This is a genomic window from Winogradskyella sp. ABM4_392, assembly GCF_056160445.1.
In genome coordinates this window covers 87746-106520 of record NZ_JBSWXE010000001.1, presented here as the reverse complement: position 1 = coordinate 106520, position 18775 = coordinate 87746, and the positions used below count along the sequence as shown (strand labels likewise).

The 18775-nt window shown below is 35.0% G+C and carries 10 protein-coding genes; 4 read left to right on the top strand and 6 right to left on the bottom strand.

The window, feature by feature from the left end; all coding sequences use genetic code 11:
• The first annotated feature begins 41 nt into the window (after nt 1–41).
• Nucleotides 42–1994 (top strand): YgiQ family radical SAM protein, encoded by a 1953-nt coding sequence (locus ACXAFS_RS00370; RefSeq protein WP_475304556.1) that lies wholly within the window; start codon nt 42–44, stop codon nt 1992–1994.
• Nucleotides 1995–2124: 130 nt separating this feature from the next.
• Nucleotides 2125–2685 (top strand): type 1 glutamine amidotransferase domain-containing protein, encoded by a 561-nt coding sequence (locus ACXAFS_RS00365; protein ID WP_475304555.1) that lies wholly within the window; start codon nt 2125–2127, stop codon nt 2683–2685.
• A gap of 52 nt (nt 2686–2737) precedes the next feature.
• Here ACXAFS_RS00365 and polA read toward each other — a convergent pair whose 3' ends face one another.
• The 4 genes from polA to ACXAFS_RS00345 all read right to left on the bottom strand — a co-directional run bounded on the left by polA (nt 2738) and on the right by ACXAFS_RS00345 (nt 14341).
• Nucleotides 2738–5599 (bottom strand): DNA polymerase I, encoded by a 2862-nt coding sequence (polA, locus tag ACXAFS_RS00360; RefSeq protein ID WP_475304553.1) that lies wholly within the window; start codon nt 5597–5599, stop codon nt 2738–2740.
• A 184-nt stretch (nt 5600–5783) separates the two neighbouring features.
• Nucleotides 5784–9998: a beta strand repeat-containing protein gene (locus tag ACXAFS_RS00355; RefSeq protein WP_475304552.1), complete on the bottom strand. Its 4215-nt coding sequence runs from the start codon at nt 9996–9998 to the stop codon at nt 5784–5786.
• A 26-nt stretch (nt 9999–10024) separates the two neighbouring features.
• A complete protein-coding gene (locus ACXAFS_RS00350) occupies nt 10025–10222 on the bottom strand; it encodes a hypothetical protein (RefSeq protein ID WP_475304551.1) in 198 nt (65 codons plus the stop codon).
• Nucleotides 10223–10378: 156 nt separating this feature from the next.
• A complete protein-coding gene (locus ACXAFS_RS00345) occupies nt 10379–14341 on the bottom strand; it encodes a hybrid sensor histidine kinase/response regulator transcription factor (RefSeq protein ID WP_475304550.1) in 3963 nt (1320 codons plus the stop codon).
• Nucleotides 14342–14457: 116 nt separating this feature from the next.
• Here ACXAFS_RS00345 and ACXAFS_RS00340 point away from each other — a divergent pair, with 116 nt between their 5' ends.
• Nucleotides 14458–15279 (top strand): GNAT family N-acetyltransferase, encoded by an 822-nt coding sequence (locus ACXAFS_RS00340; protein WP_475304548.1) that lies wholly within the window; start codon nt 14458–14460, stop codon nt 15277–15279.
• 68 nt (nt 15280–15347) lie between these two features.
• Here ACXAFS_RS00340 and ACXAFS_RS00335 read toward each other — a convergent pair whose 3' ends face one another.
• On the bottom strand, nt 15348–15608 hold the full coding sequence (locus tag ACXAFS_RS00335) for a hypothetical protein (RefSeq protein WP_475304547.1): 261 nt from the start codon (nt 15606–15608) through the stop codon (nt 15348–15350).
• 260 nt (nt 15609–15868) lie between these two features.
• Between ACXAFS_RS00335 and ACXAFS_RS00330 the strand changes: the two genes are divergently transcribed.
• Nucleotides 15869–17293: an aldehyde dehydrogenase family protein gene (locus ACXAFS_RS00330; protein WP_475304546.1), complete on the top strand. Its 1425-nt coding sequence runs from the start codon at nt 15869–15871 to the stop codon at nt 17291–17293.
• A 195-nt stretch (nt 17294–17488) separates the two neighbouring features.
• Here the strand turns inward: ACXAFS_RS00330 and ACXAFS_RS00325 are convergent, their stop codons facing one another.
• Nucleotides 17489–18544 (bottom strand): tail fiber protein, encoded by a 1056-nt coding sequence (locus ACXAFS_RS00325; RefSeq protein WP_475304544.1) that lies wholly within the window; start codon nt 18542–18544, stop codon nt 17489–17491.
• Between the last annotated feature and the right edge of the window lie 231 nt (nt 18545–18775).

Sequence of the window (18775 nt, the reverse complement as noted above, 5' to 3'; positions counted from 1 at the left end):
TAAAACGAACGAATACATTTTCTATTTACCTTTGTGCCGTTATGCAAGAAGAATTAAGACTTTCTAGTTGGTTGCCTACCACAAACAAAGAGGTGAAAATTCGAGGATGGGAGTACCTAGATGTTATCCTATTTAGCGGAGATGCCTATGTAGATCACCCAACGTTTGGTCCTGCAGTTATCGGACGCTTATTAGAAAGTATGGGTTTGAGAGTCGCTATTGTACCACAACCTAATGTTAACGATAATCTTCAGGATTTTGTTAAGTTGGGTAAACCGCGTTTATTCTTCGGTGTTACTGGTGGTTGCATGGATCCTATGATTAGCAACTACAACGCCAATAAAAAACGTCGCGATAAAGATGCTTACACACCAAATGGCGAAATTGGCTTTAGACCAGATTATGCATCAACGGTTTACAGTAAAATTTTAAAAGAAAAATGGCCAGATACACCAGTTTTAATTGGTGGTATTGAAGGTTCATTACGTCGTGTCACACATTACGATTATTGGAGCGACCAATTAATGCCAACTATTTTAGAAACCTCTAAAGCCGATATGTTGGTGTACGGAATGGGAGAACAACCACTTCGTGAAATTGTCCGTTTGCTAGAACGTGGTGTACCTTTTAATAGTATAAATACTGTTAACCAAACGGCAATTCTTATTAATGATGATAACGATATCCCAAAAAACAAAAATTGGGAAGATGTTGAAATCGCCTCACACGAAACCTGTTTAAAAGATAAAAAGGCTTACGCATCTAACTTTAAAGTGATAGAGCAAGAGTCAAATAAATTGGCGGCAAGACGAATTTTCCAAAAAGTAGGTAATAAGATACTGATGATAAATCCGCCTTATCCTACAATGACGGAAGCAGAGATTGATGCATCTTTCGATTTGCCTTATACGCGTTTACCGCATCCAAAATACAATAAGCGCGGACCAATTCCTGCTTACGAGATGATAAAAACCTCTATAAATATTCATCGTGGATGTTTTGGTGGATGTAGTTTTTGTACCATTTCGGCACACCAAGGAAAATTTATAGCGAGTCGTAGTAAAGAGTCCATATTAAGAGAAGTTGATAAAGTGGCGAATATGCCAGATTTTAAAGGCTATTTATCTGATATTGGTGGACCAAGCGCCAATATGTATCAAATGAAAGGTAAAGTACAATCTATTTGCGATAAATGTGTTGCACCAAGTTGTATTTCACCAGTAATTTGTAGCAATTTAGATACGTCTCATAAACCGTTAACCGAATTATACCAAGCGGTTGATAGTCATCCAAAGGTAAAAAAATCGTTTATCGGTTCTGGAATTAGACACGATATGTTGGTGCCAGAATTCAATAAAAACGCAGATCCAAAAGAATTAGACGATTATACCGAAGAAGTGATGACCAAACACGTTTCTGGTCGACTTAAAGTAGCGCCAGAACATACTAGCGATCCAGTATTAAAATTAATGCGAAAACCATCGTTTAGTTACTTCCATAAGTTTAAAGAACGTTTTGATAAAATCAATATTAAGAATAAACTGAACTTGCAGTTAATTCCGTATTTCATTTCAAATCATCCAGCTTGCGAAGTTGAAGATATGGCTAATCTTGCTGCCGAAACTAAAGATATGGGCTTTCAGCTAGAGCAAGTTCAAGGCTTTACGCCAACACCAATGACGGTTGCAACGGTGATTTATTACAGTGGTTACCATCCTTACACACTTAAAAAGGTGAACACGCCAAAAACCAGAAAGGAAAAAGACGAACAACACCGTTTTTTCTTTTGGTATAAAGATGAAAATAAAGCTTGGATTAAAAACACGCTTAATAAATTAGGAAGACAAGATTTACTTGACGTTTTGTTGCCTAAAAAGGATGAAAAATGGCGTAAAAATAAACCTGGTAAAACTAAAAACACCTTTAACGATGCTGTACCTTTTAACAAACGAAAGAATAAGGCTAAATTCCGAAGTAAAAAGAAGAAGCGCTAACTCATAAGTATTTAAGATTCCTTAACAATAGCTGTTAAGTCTAGGTTAATCCACCCACATTTTTTGGTTTTGGTTGATATATCTGTTAGTTTGAATGGAGAATTATTAACCCAAAAAATCACAAATGATAATGGAAAATTTAGAAAAAAAGACTGTTGCAATTTTAGCAACCGATGGCTTTGAAGAAAGTGAATTAAGAGAACCTAAAAAAGCGTTAGAAGAGGCAGGAGCAGATGTGCATATTGTGTCTTTAAAAACTGGCGAAATTAAAGGTTGGGATAACGGAAATTGGAGTAATGCTTACAAAGTAGACAAAACTCTAGATGAAGTATCGCAGAGTAATTATAATGCTTTAATGCTGCCAGGAGGCGTCATCAATCCAGATATTTTAAGACGTAATGATAAGGCTGTAGATTTTGTAAAGTCGTTTTTTGAAAACAAGAAACCTGTAGCAGCAATTTGTCATGCACCATGGTTGTTAGCTGAAGCAGATGTTTTGAAAGGGCGAAAAGTAACATCCTACAATTCTATTAAAACCGATATTGAAAATGCAGGAGCGCATTGGTTAGATGAAGAAGTTGTTGTAGACGAAGGTTTAGTAACAAGTCGCTCACCTGAAGATTTACCAGCATTTAATGCTAAATTAGTAGAAGAAGTCTATGAAGGTAAGCACGAAATGCAAACTGCATAATAGGTGTAATATATAAAACGAAAAAGCAGGATTTAATCCTGCTTTTTTATGTCTAATGCGCTTCTAACCAGTTGTCGCCAAGACCAATTTCAACATCTAAAGGTACCGAAAGTTTAAACGCATTTTCCATTTCAGTTTTAATAAGTTTTGAAATCTCATCTAGTTCTGGTTTATAGACATCAAATACCAATTCATCATGAACTTGTAAAAGCATTTTGGTTTTGTAATCACCAGCTTCTAATTTCTCGTAAATGTTAATCATTGCTAGTTTGATGATGTCTGCTGCACTACCTTGAATTGGTGCATTAACCGCATTTCGCTCTGCTGCACCACGAACAACAGCATTTCTAGAATTGATATCTTTTAAATATCTGCGTCTACCTAAAACCGTTTGCACATAACCATGATCTCGTGCAAAATCGACTTGCTTACTGATGTAGTTTTTAAGCTTTGGATAGGTTTCATAATACGTATCAATTAACTCTTTGGCTTCACTACGAGATAAATCGGTTTGGTTACTTAAACCGAATGCCGACACACCATAAATAATCCCGAAGTTAACTGTTTTCGCATTACTACGTTGCTCTCTAGTCACGTCTTCAATAGCAACATTAAATACTTTTGAAGCAGTTGATGCGTGAATATCTTCACCATGTTTAAAGGCTTCAATCATCGTTTCTTCTTCACTTAACGCTGCGATAATGCGTAACTCAATTTGAGAATAATCGGCAGCTAATAATGTGTAATCTTCATTACGAGGTACGAACGCTTTTCGTACTTGACGACCACGTTCTGTACGAATAGGAATGTTCTGTAAATTAGGATTATTACTACTTAAACGACCAGTTGCAGCAACAGTTTGCATATAATCTGTATGTACGCGACCTGTAGCTTCTTCTACTTGAAGCGGTAACGCATCAACATATGTGCTTTTAAGTTTGCTTAAACCTCTAAAATCCAAAATATTTTGAATGATTTCGTGGTCTTTAGCTAAATAGCTCAATACATCTTCTGCGGTAGAATATTGCCCAGTTTTAGTCTTTTTTGGCTTGTCAACCAATTTCATTTTTTCGAATAAAATGACACCTAATTGCTTTGGTGATGCAATGTTGAATTCTTCGCCAGCAGCTTCGTAAATATTCTTTTCTAAGTTGGCAATGTCTGTGTTTAATTGCTCTGATAAGCTGTTTAAAAAGTCTTTGTCAAGGTTAATGCCTTCTAATTCCATTGCGGCTAAAACGCGTAGTAATGGGATTTCAATCTCATCAAACAATTTTTGTGTGTTAGCTTCGCCTAACTCTTTTTCAAAATGTTCTTTAAGTTGAAGTGTAATATCAGCATCTTCTACAGCATATTCGGTTTGTTTATCTAAAGGCACGTCGCGCATTGACAACTGATTTTTACCTTTTTTACCAATCAAGGTTTCAATGGAAATAGGCGAGTAGTTTAGATAGGTTTCTGAGAGTACATCCATGTTGTGACGCATGTCTGGATTAATCAAATAGTGCGCTAACATGGTGTCGAATAAAGGTCCTTTAACTTCAATATTGTATTTAGCTAAAACCTTGATATCGTATTTTAAATTCTGACCAATTTTCTGAATGTTTTCAGCTTCAAAAAACGGACGTAATTCTTCAATTAATTCTTGAGCTTCGTCTTTGTTTTCAGGAAATGGTAAGTAGAAACCTTTACCAGTTTCCCAAGAAAACGCAATACCAACCAATTCTGCAGTTAAAGGATTTAAGCCCGTAGTTTCGGTATCAAAACACACTGATGATTGATTGAGCAGGTTTTTTACAAAGAGTTTTGTTGCCATTCCGCTTGCAACACTTTGGTAAAAGTGACTTGTGTTTTCGGCTGTATTTCTTGTAAAAGATGTGTTTGTTTCAGAATTTGAGCTATCGTCTCCGCCACCAAATAAAGAGAATTGTCCTGCGCCAGCAGATGCTTTTTCTTTTGTTGTTTGAGACTTCTCGACTGCGCTCGAAGTGACATTTTGATTAGTTGTTGTATTTGAATTATCGGTTTCAGACGTAAACGTTTTAATAAAATTATCAGTAAGACGTCTAAACTCTAACTCTTGAAAAATTTCTTTTACTTTTTCGATGTCTGGATGATCTAACTCGAAATCTTTAGCGTTGAATTCCACTGGAACATCAAGCATAATTCGCGCTAATTCTTTTGAAAGCCTTCCTAATTCAGCATTAGCTTCAACCTTTTCTTTCATCTTACCTTTTAGCTGGTCTGTGTTGGCTAAAAGTCCTTCCATGCTACCAAATTCTTTAATAAACTTTTTGGCAGTTTTCTCGCCAACGCCAGGCAAACCAGGAATGTTATCACTAGAGTCGCCCATCATTCCTAAAAAGTCAATAACTTGTTCTGGTCTTTCGACTTCAAATTTTTTCTGTACTTCTGGAATTCCCCAAGTTTCGTATCCGCCACCAAACGATTTTGGGCGATACATAAAAATATTTTCGGTCACTAATTGTGCAAAATCTTTATCTGGCGTGACCATATAAGTTTTGTAACCTTCTCTTTCCGCTTGACGGGAAAGTGTCCCAATAACATCATCTGCCTCAAAACCTTCCTTTACCATAATTGGGATATGCATAGCTTCCAAAATGTTGCAAATGTGAGGAATTGCAGTGCGAATACCTTCTGGTGTCTCGTCACGGTTGGCTTTGTAAGCTTCGTACATTTCTACACGATCTACACTTCCGCCTTTATCAAAACATACCGCTAAATGGTCTGGTCTTTCGCGTTTGATGACATCTAAAAGTGAATTCATAAAACCCATAATGGCTGAAGTATCTTCACCTTTAGAGTTAATTCTTGGGTTTTTTATAAAAGCATAATACCCACGAAAAATAAGCGCGTAAGCATCGACTAAAAAGAGACGTTTTTGTTCTGACATTTTCTAGAAATTTGAAGTCTATAAAACTACAAAACTTCAGCCTTGAAATGAAAGAATGACTTGCCAAATAATAAACAAAAAGAAAGCCGATCCCTACTTCGGCTTTCTTTGTATGTTCGACATAGCTTTAGCGACGTCGAAGCTCTAAAAAATAATTGAAGACAATCAATTATGGGTTAATATGTTATAGTTGTTCTATTTCGAAAAATGTGAGGCCACCATTGGCAAGAATTGTAGCGCCAACTGCTGGTCTAGAAAAAGCTACATCTACAGTTTGTCCGGCTGTTAGATTTAAAATAGATGTCACTTGTCTTACCACTTGACCGCTACCAGTATGGTTAAACTCTGCTCTTCGTACTTGCCCACCATTAACTCTAATTCGTACACTAAAAATTCCTGTGCCTGTAGAATTATCAGCTGTTACTTGAGCAGTAACTCTATATAAACCATCAGCTGGTACTACATAATTATCATTTGTAAGGTTAAAGTTTCCACCAATGTCAAAATCTCTTGTATCAAAATTAACCTTTGTTGTACCAGCTCCTGTATTGGTTTGTCCTGCACTCATTAGTATTCTTGCAACAGCTTTGGTTGGGTTAAGATTTGATAAATCTACTGTTTGTGCTACTTGACCATCATCTTCTAGTTCTAGAGTAAGCACGTTGGTAGAACTGTTAAAATTAAAAGTATCTATTTGTTGGTCATCAGTATCTGTATAAGTTGGTAAATCTTGAAAAGTCACAACTCCTGTACCATTTGTAGTCATAACTTGGCCATTTGTGCCATCATTAGTAGGAAATGCATAACCACTACCACTTGGGTCGCCAACTTGCAAGGTACCGTTGGCTCTTAAGATGTCATTGTCAAATTCACCATAAAGTAAAGGTGTATTAGAATCTGAATTTTCGATAAAAAGTCTGTTACTATCTGTTTGATATCTACCAGCATTATGACCTATAAAAACATTTCCTGTTTTTTCGAAGTATGGTGGATTACCATTATTTACTGTACCACCACCAGCAAAGGATCCGATATAAACATTTTGAGAAGATGTTAAATTATCTCTATTACCAGCTTGATTACCAATTATGATGTTATCATTTCCTGTTCCTAAATTATTGCCAGAATCAAAACCCATAGTAATGTTACGGCTTCCAGAACCATTAAAATTTGATTGGGTACCTAACGCTATATTATTTGAACCTGAAGTATTAGTAACTAAAGCGCCAGAACCTATAGCAATATTATTAAGGCCTGTTTGGTTTCCTAAACCAGTTCTATAGCCAACAAAAGTATTACTCGAACCTGATGTATTTGCTTGTCCTGCTAATTCGCCAATAAATACATTTTCATTGTCAGAAAGATCATCATTACTTCCTGCATTATAGCCTATAAAGACAGATCTGCCAGTATTGTAGTATTCGAGTTGTCCTTTTGTGGTTAACCTTAATTTTTCCGTATTATTAGTTCTAAACGAAAGAGACTCGTTATCAGTAGTGCCAATAAAATCTGTAGATGGGTTTGTGCCTGCATTGCCCGCTAAATTCCAATCGTTACCTGTTCCATCTTGCAATAAAGATAGGTCGACTGTTGTTAAACTACCAGCTTCAGTAATTTCTAAGTCGGTACCGTTGAGTGTAGCTGTTGTAATGACCTCGTTACCAATTACTGTATCTACATCGTTGGCAATATGGTTTGCAATTGCGGTTGCATTAGTTGAAACTTCGGTAGACTGATCTAAAGATGATAGGTTTACCGTATCAGAGCCACCATCTTCAATACCAACTGTTAAGATATTACTAGCATTTAAGCTTAGGTTTTGTATGTTTTGATTATCTGTTCCAGAATCATTTAATGAAGATAAATCTACAGTTGTCGTACTTCCAGCTTCGGTGATTTCTAAATCTGTTCCGTTTAAGGTTGCTGCAGTGATGACCTCGTTGCCAATTACAGTATCTGCATCGTTGGCAATATGGTTGTTAATGGCTGTTGTATTCGCGTTAATATTTGTGGTATTATTGGTAATAGTAGTTAGATTGCTAGCTACATCTCCAGATTGGTCTAATGTAGACAAGTCTACTGTATCGGCTGTACCATTTTCAATATCAACAGTTAAAATATTACTACCATTAAGGCTCAGGTTTTCTATGTTTTGATTGTCAGAACCAGTGCCATCTTGTAATACACCTAAATCAATAGAAGTTCCTGTGCCATTTTGAATCCCTAAATTTAAAGTTGTGCCTGTTAATGAAGCGGCTGTTAAATTCTGATTATCAGTGTTTGTAAAAACTGAGCTTGGATCAACCCAACTTGCATCACCGTTGGCATTACTACTAAGAATATAGCCTAAGGTTTCGTTTCCATCTGTATAACGAAATGCAGAAGCAACTTCCAATAAATCATTAACATATACATTACCATTACCTGCGTTATTACCAAAATAGCCTGCCCAGTTGGTTCCACCTCCAGATGCTGTCGCAAAAATACCTGTATTTATAATACCGCCTGAGGTTACACTAAAATAGCCTCCAATATTTTCATCACTTGCTCCTGAAACAACAGTTGATATACCAGTATTATTATCACCATTACCATTTACTACAGTTGATATGCCTACATTTTCATCTCCATTTGCGTTGTTAGCTACTGAAGTTGCAGTAGTTAATGAAGAAGAATTAGAGTTTTGCAATATTGTTTGTAATCCTGTAATAAAGCCTGTGCTAGTGGTTTCAGCAGTAATACGTTGGCCATAAGAATTTGATGCAGATGTTTGAGTATAATCTAAGCTTATTCCATTGGTTTGAGTTCCGGAATAGCTAATATCTAATGAAGCATTTGGTGTTGTGCTGCCAATACCTACGTTACCTTGAGTAAATATATTATCATTAATATTATTAGCTCCAGATGTTGTTCCTACTTCATGCCAATCAGCATCTTGTGATGCATCTTGAAAGGTAATGTTTCCAGCTCCATCTGTTGTCATGACTTGGCCATTGGTGCCATCAGTTAATGGCATATTATACTCGTCGTTAATGTTCATTAATCCACTTTTATAGATGATTAGAGCATTACTTCTATTTGTATCATTTTGACCATTACCAATTGTGAAGATTCTATCTGCACTGTTAAAAAAATTTGAATTAGTAGTAGAATAGGTTGTGCCGTAAGATCCTATTATTGTCTCTGCATATGATGGTGCTGAATTGTCAACCCCAAAAGATGAACTAAAAGCACCTGATGCGATAGTGTTTATACCTGTTGCAAGAGAAGTAGCTCCTGAAGCTGTATTTGATTGCCCAAATGAAGTTGACGTTTGTCCACTAGCTGTATTATTATTTCCTAGACCTACAGAATGATTACCAGAGGCAACATTACTAGCTCCGGCAGTAAAAGAATTATTTCCAGATGCTGTATTCAGTTGCCCTAAAGCTGTGGCAAAACTGCCACTAGCTGTAGTGCCATAGCCAATTGCTACAGAACCAAGAGCTGTTGCGTCAGAACTATATCCTATAGCAGTACTGTAATCTCCAGATGCTAAATTATTACTTCCAATGGTACTAGCTCTTTCTCCATTAGTAGAATTATCTCTACCTAGTGAGACACTAAAATCACCAATAGCATCATTGTTGAAACCTAATGCAATTGTGCTATTACCACTGGCCACATTTTGATAACCTGCTGCGAAAGAATTTTCACCATTTGCGTAACTAAATTCGCCAAAAGAAGCCGCAAAGTCACCTTGTGCACCACCATTTAAACCAGCGGCAAAAGAAGCTGTTCCTGTGGCTACATTGTCATAACCAAAAACAGCTGAATAGTCACCACTTGCCAAGCTTCTGCGGCCAGTAGCGAATGAATAATCACCAATATTAGTAGCATCCCATTGGTTACCATCTGCCCAACCAGCTCTAAACGCAGCATTATTAGGACTAAAAAACATGCGAACACCATTACCAGTTATTTCTGTATCCATTGAATTTCCATTACCAAAAGTTCCTGTAACCAAAAATCCATCTGTACCATTTATACGAACTGCTCCATCTGAAGCATCGATGTTTTTTCCTACGCCAGCACCACCTTCGTCATAGGCTTGATCTAAAGTGTTCTTTGTACCAACTACCGAAACCCAAGTAGCACTCCCATTATCCCAATAATAAAAGCCTTTTCCAGATAAAGCAGTGCCAGTATAAAATACCATCATGCCATCTTGGTCTGCTCCAGGGTTTGTGGTAGGGAAATTAGCAATTCTGGGTATAAGAATACCATCTTCATTGGTTGGTGTTGTTGTGTTAGAAGCCGAAATATCTAAACTTGCCTTTGGGTCTGTATTGCCTACACCAACTTGAGCAAAGGTTAAGAGCGAAAAGCATAGAAAAGCTATAGTTGTAATTGTCTTCATAATTGTAGGGTTTTAAAAATGTAAGATTAAAGTTTAACCTCTACATCAAATGTGTTTCTTACATCTCTAATTATTCTATTGATATAGTATAGCAAGCCAAGAAAAATTTCACTTCCACCTAGTATAATCGGATTAACATTTCCGAATAATTGAATGGAAACATGACCTGCCAAAAAACTAGAATTAATGATTAAAAGTGACACAAGAAATGTAGAGGTCTTCATCCCAAAGAGATTTAATGATTAATAGCTCTTCAAAATTATTATTGAAGTGTAAAAATCGTCTTGATTATTTTTTCAAAAGCAAGGAGTATTTTGTCAAAATGAAGAAAAATGACAAGGATTATTTATTCAAGTTAATTTTAATTAACTGATAATAAATTAATTACGAAATTCTGTTGGACTTTGCTTATATTCATCCTTAAAGGTTTTAGAAAACCAGTTTGGATCGTTAAATCCTGTAGCATAAGCAATTTCAGAAACGGATAATTCTGAAGATTTCAGTAACTCCTTTCCTTTTTCTAAGCGTACTTTTCGCATAAAAATGGCTGTGCTTGTATTGGAAATAGCTTTTAGTTTTCGGTAAAGTTGAGAATCACTCATTGCCATAGATTTTGCTAATTCTGTTGCTCCAAAGTTTGAATCTTCAATATGTTGATGAATGACATCAACAACAGAGTTTAAAAAGATGAGTTTTTTATCAGTTGGCTTTGGTTGTTCTTCCTTTTGTACAACTACCGATTTAACTGCGTAGCGTTCTTGTAATTGTTTACGCTTAGTAATTAGCATTTGCATTCGCAGTTGTAATTCTTTTTTCTGAAATGGTTTGGTTAAATACGCATCAGCTCCACTAGTAATCCCTTCCAAACGGTCTTCTTGCATTGCTTTGGAAGTTAACATAATGATTGGAATGTGATTGGTGTTGGAATCTGCTTGTAGTTTTTGGGTTAACTCAAAACCATCCATTATAGGCATCATTACGTCTGTTACTATAATATCTGGAATTTGTTGACTAGCCATTTCTAAGCCTTCTTTGCCATCTTTAGCAAAGGTGACTTTGTATTCTGGTTTTAAACACGACGCAATGTAGCGAGCCATATCTGTATTGTCTTCTACAATGAGAACGGAATTAGCATCTTCATCTGAGATGACATCATCTATTTGAGGAACGACTGTGCCAATACTCATTTTGCGTTCGTTTTGCTCTATAGATTTAGTTTCGGCAGTATTGCTTATTGGCAATGTTATAGTAAAACTGGTGCCTTCGTTTACCTCTGAGGCTACTTTTATGGTACCATTAAATAATTCAACCAATTCTTTGGTCAAAGCCAAACCAACTCCTGTTCCTTGAGACACTTTGTGCTCGGCATTTTCTACTTGGTAAAAACGATCGAATATAAAAGGGAGTTCATCTTTAGCAATGCCATAACCTTGGTCTGCAACTTCGATTTCTAAAGTTGAAGTATCTTTTTTGTTCAGTTTAATATTTAATTCTGAATGCTGAGGCGAAAACTTTATAGCATTAGAAATAAGGTTTGTTATTATTTGACGAATTTTTTCAGCATCAAAATCCATAAGTATGTCTTTTGGCTCTGCGGAAAATTTTAAAGACACGCCTTTGTCTGTAGCAATACTTTTAAAGCTATCAACGATATGAGATATAAACTCTACGATATCATTTTGAACCAAATTAACGCTAAGTTGTCCTTTTTCAAGCTTTGCTAAATCTAGCATTTGATTTACTAGATCTAAAAGATTGTTGCTATTTTGCTCAATAGTTTCTAGAGAACTATTGACGTCGCCTTTATCAGAAAAACGCTCCTTAAGATTACCTAAATACCCTAAAATAATGGTTAGAGGTGTTCTAAACTCGTGCGTAATATTGGTAATGAAGCGCGACTTTAAATCATCTAAATCTTGTAAGCGCTTAGATTCTTGTCCTGCAATTTGCCGTTGTAAGCTTATGCGATAAAAGGCATAAACAATAGCGAGAAACAAAAGCAAGTAGGATAAGTAGGCCAGATTACTTCTATACCAAGGAGGTTTAATGGAAAACGACATCGTGGTCGGAGTGCTTTTCCAGGCTATATCTCGCGATAATCCTTGTACTTCTAGCTTGTAATTACCAGGTGCTAAGTTTAGTAATTGAATGTCATTTTTATCTTTAAGCTTAGACCATTTGTCATTACTTGGTAACAATCTATATTGATATTCAATATTTTTGTTGGGTCTATAGTCTATAGCAGAGAATTTTATCTGAATTGGAAATTCATCATAGTTAAAATTAAAGTCCGCATTATTATCTATAGTATAATAAGCCGATGCTTCACTTGTGATACTGGTAATGGCAATAGGTAATTCTTTATCTAGTTGGCTTACGTTTTCAGTAGAGAATCTATTTAAGCCTCCAATACCGCCAAAGAATAAATCTTCGTTTTCATTCTTAAAAACGGCTCCAAGATTAAACTCAGTGGATTGTATACCATCTTTAGGTGTGTAATTAGCGAATTGTTTAGTTGTTGTATTAAATCTAAAAAGCCCTCCATTTGTAGATATCCATAAATTTGAGTTTTTATCGTCTTGAAGATGGTACACAAAACTATTACTAAGGCCATCTCTTTTTCCATAGGATATGAAAGTATCTTTTTCAGAATTATAATGGCTGATGCCTTTTCTTGTGGCAACCCATAAATCGCCATTAGCTGTAACAAGTGTACTTAATACTCCACTTGTAATAAGACCATCATTTTCAGAATAGTTTTTAATCATTGGCTGACTAGCTTCATCTAGCCTTATACGAGAGAGTCCTTTTTGCGATGTTAACCAGTATGATCCAGTATGATCCTGATTGATGTTAATAGTCAGTGGTGATGGTAATTCGCTTAGTTTTTCCTTTTTAATTATTGGATTGAATTGTAACGTATTCTCAGATGCCTTTTTGGTGAAACGATAAACACCTTTATTAAAACTTACTACCCATACTTTATCATCCTTATCTTTAAAGAGACTACGCACATTTTTTGATAAATCTACATCATCATCTGAAATAAATTTTGAATAGTGAACCGGAGTTGTTTTATGAAAAGGGAGACCATTTTGTTCATAAGCGTATATGCCTTGACTACTTCCTACCCAAATATCACCATTTCTCTTTTTAACAATGCTTCGTGCTCTAATACCAGTATTTATATGAAATTGTTTAGATAGCTTATGTTCAATAACTAATCCGCTAGATGTTCCAATCCATCTATATTCGTTATCATCATATATTGCAAAGACCGAAGGATTGTCTAGTTTGTACTTGTCTGTACAGTTTTCAAAAACATTAATAGCATTGAGGTTAGTGAAATTTAGAGTTAGATGACCAATAGCTAAAATATCGTTGACCAAGTGTAAGTCATTAATACCACTAGAGCTAATAGAATAGGTATTATACTTATCTGTTCCAATATATTGTTTATCGATTTTAATTGAATTGGGTAAACCCACCACACTACCTTCGAGTAATCCACTTGTAGTACTTAAGAAAATACTTTCATTATGAATAATAATATCAGTAATACTAAATTTATTTCTATCTGTAGCAGAATAATCACTGCGAATGTCAATTAAGGTATTGTTTTGTAGCTTTTTTAATCCATCATCGGTTGCTACAAGTAAGATACCATTGTATTCTTTAAACTCATTGATTTGTGTAACATCCGTGGCAACTTGAGTTAGTTCAATAGAGGTGTTCTCTTTAAGGTTATTTACCTCAAAATAGTATAGCGCACCTTCATCTGTTCCCAGATAAATTTGCTCCTTGTATTCAATAATGTTAGTAATTCGTTTTGGCTCAGTTATAGAGAATTGAAGTGATTTAAAGTTTTGGGATTCATCAATGAGACCTATTCCATTAGAAAAGTAACCAGCAATAATTCCAGCACTAGACTTGTACAGTGCACTGCAATTACTGTCTTTATAGCCTATTTGTTGAATAGCTCTGGTAGAAGTATTATACGACAAGATACCCTTCTGACCTGTGCCAGCATAAACAATATGGTCTGAAGTCAAAATAGCACCGACTCTCCAACCAGCTAAATCTAAACCAGAATTGACATCAACAGGAGGAACAAAAAAGTCTGTACCATCAAATCGCACCACACCATCACTAGTGCCAAACCATATAAAATTATTGGTATCACTAGTTAGGCAATTAACAGTTTCTTGTGGTAAACCTTCTGGTAAACCGTAATGGCTAAAAATTCTTTTTTGGGCACTAGAAATTAAGCTGACTAAACATAACAGTAGGGAGAGGTTAGTTTTACTTAATCTAATGGAACAAATATTAATAAGATTCGTCACAATTGAGATTAATAGTCCTTACTAAAATACAAATTCTTTTTATTAACAGGAAAATACTTATAAAATTCTAAAATGCAATTAGTAATTTTCCATTATTATATTTTAATCTAAACAAAATGGAGGTTAGAACTTTAACAGATACACCTTTTGAGGTTTTAATGGATTGTTTTCTCTCAGCATTTCAGAATTATTTTGTTAAAATGCCAACAGATCACAATTTTTATAGAGAGCGTTGGGAGGCTGCAGGTGTAAAATATAACCTGTCCTATGGAATGTTTGATGGTGATAAATTAGTAGGTTTTATTATCAATGCTATTGATGAAAGGCAAGGGCACTTAACAGCTTATAATTCTGGCACAGGAGTAATACCTGAATATAGAGGTAAACGAATTGTAAAGGATATTTATGATTATGCTATACCAAGTTTAATGAAAAATGGAGTCACAAAATGTCAACTAGAAGTCATTACAGAGAATGAAAAAGCTATAAAATCTTACGAAGGTACAGGGTTTAAAATCTGTAAACACTACAAATGTTATAAGGGAATACTTTCAATTCAGAACAAAATGAAGTATTCTTTGAGAGAAGTTGCATATAGTGATATGAAATTTAATGAGTTTCAAAATCAAAATTTATATTCTTGGGATAATCAAAGAGAGAGTTTAGTAAAGGGAAATTACGATTATTTTCAAGTACAGGTTCAAGGAGAGCTGCAATCTTATTTTGTAATTAATTCTGAAAGTGGTTATATCGCTCAGTTTGAAGTTATGGGAAATAATAATAGACATTGGCAAAACTTATTTTTGGCAATACAATCTATTAATTCAACAGTTAGGATTAATAATATAGATAATAGACTAATTTATAAAATTGAAGCGGTAGAGAAATTTGGATTGGTAAATACAGTAGATCAATATGAAATGGAATTGTTTCTGTAGTTTTTTGATTTCATAAAAAAAAGCCAAAACATTCGTTTTGGCTTTTTCAATGGTTAATAGCATATTAATTAGCAAAGCTTCTTTGTCTTAACTTTAATTTGAAGACTTTTTCTGTAAGCTTTAATACTTATAATCTCGTTACTTTTCTTATGATTTAATTTTAAAACTTTAGCCTTTGCTCTAGCAGATATAGTAGCTTTTGCAACTTCTGGCTTTTCAGGCTTAATAGTTTCAACCAATTCAGTCCCACTGTTACTTACAACGTCCTGCTGAGCAAATCCTGCTAGAGACATTGTTAAGAAAGCTAATATGACTAAACCTTTTTTCATTGTTATTAAATCGTTTTGTTTTAATTTCGGTTCAAAGAAACATCGGTTTGTTAGTTTTAAGTGAAATTTTTGGACGAAACAAGGCGATAATTAGATAACTGACATTTGTTAGTCAAAAACATCGATGAAATACATAAAATGAGCTTTTAGCCCTTTAAAAAGGTTGCTTTGTTGAGTTAAAAACGTTGATTTTCAGTTCAAAAGAGATGCTTTATAGATGTCGTCGATGAAATGCACAGGTATAATTATATTAAATGCACATGAAAAAGGACAGTATAGATTTTAATGAAAACCCTTATTATCAGTTATTTATAAAACAACAATCCCTACAACTAAAAATAGGGACTATGCCTTACAGTTCTCGAATAGAGAAATTAAAAAAACTGAAGACTGCTATTGAAGTAACCTTTAGAGATCAAATTATTGAAGCTTTACACAAAGATTTAAACAAGCCTAGAGTAGAAGCAGAACTCACCGAGATTTATCCGATTATAAGCGAAATTAAATTTGCAAAGTCTAACTTACGTCAATGGATGCGAAAGCAAAAGGTAGATACACCCATGTCCATGCTAGGCTCAAGCTCCTATTATATTTATGAACCTAAAGGTGTCTGCCTAATTATTTCACCATGGAATTTTCCTTTTAACTTAACCTTTGGACCTTTGGTGTCTGCAATTGCAGCAGGTAATTCTGTAATTATAAAACCATCAGAGATGACACCTAATTCTTCAGCTTTGATGACTGAAATTATAAAAACTGTTTTTGAAAAAGAAGATGTGGCATTAGTAGAAGGTGAAGTCGAAACATCCACTCAATTATTACAATTACCATTTAATCATATCTTTTTTACTGGCTCACCAAATGTTGGTAAAATTGTGATGTCTGCTGCAGCTAAACATTTAGCTTCAGTGACACTTGAGTTGGGTGGGAAGTCTCCAACAATAATAGATGGTACTGCTAATATTGATAAAGCTGCAAAGCGAATTGTTTGGGGAAAGTTTATGAATGCAGGGCAGATATGTGTGTCACCAGATTATATTTTAATAGATGAAACTGTAAAAGAGAAGTTTACCAAGGCTTGCAAAAAATGGATAGAACATTATTTTACAAATACGCCTAAGACATCAGATTCTTATGCAAGGATTGTAACCCAAAAGCATTTTGAGCGTTTACAAACTCATTTAGAAAATGCTAAAAGTTTAAATGCCAAAGTAGATGTTGGTGGTGAGATAGAAGCCGATTCAAAATATATAGCGCCAACAATAGTTTCAGATATAAGTGAGGAGGCTTCATTATTAAATGAGGAAATATTTGGACCAGTTTTACCAATCGTTACCTATAAAACATTAGATGAAGCCATTACTTATATCAACTCCAAAGAACGACCATTAGCGTTGTACATTTACAGTAACAGTAAAAGAAACACAAAGAAGATAATTAGAAATACAAGAGCAGGAGGCACGTGTATCAACACTAATGTGATTCATTATGCTAACCATAACTTACCGTTTGGCGGAATAAATAACAGTGGTATAGGTAAAAGCCACGGTTTTTATGGTTTTAAAGCCTTTAGTAACCAGCGTGCAGTGGTAAAGCAGCATACCTTTGGTATTAATGAATTATTGTTTCCGCCATATACTAACCTTAAAGAGAAACTTGCCAAACTTACTATAAAATGGTTTTAAACAAAAAAGGGAATTGCTCCCTACTGCAAATTCCCTTTTAATGATTTTTTCTGTACTAAATTAATAGTTGTACAAATATCCACTAAAAAAGTACCTAAGGCCTCACACTTTTGGGTGATTTATTAATTAAAAAATAAAAAAGTCGCTCCCTACAGCGACTCTTTCCAAAAACTAAAATTAAAAATTAATTAATAGTTAAAACTTTATACAATACACTACGGTAATATTCAATGGTCTATTCTCAGTAGATCCTCCTGTACTATCAGATGAGAAATTAGGAATGTCAACATTGTGATAATGGCTGCCAGAAGGATAAGTGTTTGAACCAGGAATATTAATATTATGTGTATGACTCCCTGAACTGTTGGTGGAAGAAGGTAATGACGTAGTATGAGTGTGATCCCCATCATTGGCTGTGTTATATGTGTCTGCCCCACCAGTTGGTTCAATTAAAAAGTAATCGGTACCCAACCAAGTGTTTGAAAGGTTTAAACTTAAAACTCTTCCTCTCAACGTATGGTTGTGATTCCCATTTAAACCGGTATAGCTAGAGCCTGAACCTGATAATGTATGACTATGATTACCAGCTGAATAACTAGTGATGGACTGGCTTGCAGTATTGTGTTGATGATTACCTGCATAATCAGAATAAATTAAAGGAGGATCCACTTGGTGCAAGTGACTTTCCATTTCGCCATCTTGTAAAGTGCCTACCGCATCACCAGTAGTGCCATCTCCTCTGTCTTGTCGTGCTGCTGCGTCTGGATCATTGCCAGCACCATTATCGTAACCTCTAAGAAATTTGCCTCTATAATCTGGCAGATTAAAGGTTGTAGTACCATCTCCAGCTCCATAACTTGTACCTAAAACCGCAAATAAATCGGCATAGGTTGTACGGCTAACAGCACTGCCATCGCAAACCAAGTAACCTGTTGGTGGAGTTTCTAGAGGAAAACTAAATATAGCACCAGTTGGCACAGGGTCTTTACTTTCTTTTAACATACGATCCCAAGAAGTGCCATCATAAAAATAAAATCCTTTAACATCGTCAGTCTGATACACCATTAGGCCTTCGGCTGGTGATGTTATTCCAATGCGCTCTAATGCTGTCATTCTTGGGATTAGAATACCTTTGTCATCAGATTCAACATCCAAAATACTTGAACTGTCTGGGTTTGTTGTGCCAATACCAACTTGTGCATACAAGCCTAAACTTAATAAGATAAATAGAGTAGGGAGAATTTTTTTCATGACTTTAATTCATTAATAGCTTGTTGTAAAATTCTTAAATTTTCTTAGGTTTTATTTCATCCTTTTGGGTGAATTATTGGTGTCTTTACATATATTTAAGTACTTAAAATTAAAAAAGCCGCTCCCTACAGCGACCCTTTCCAAAAACTAAAATTAAAAATTAACTGATAGTTAAAATTCTTATGTAATATGTTGAAGTTACTTTTTTGAATTTTGAGCTCGAAAAAGCCG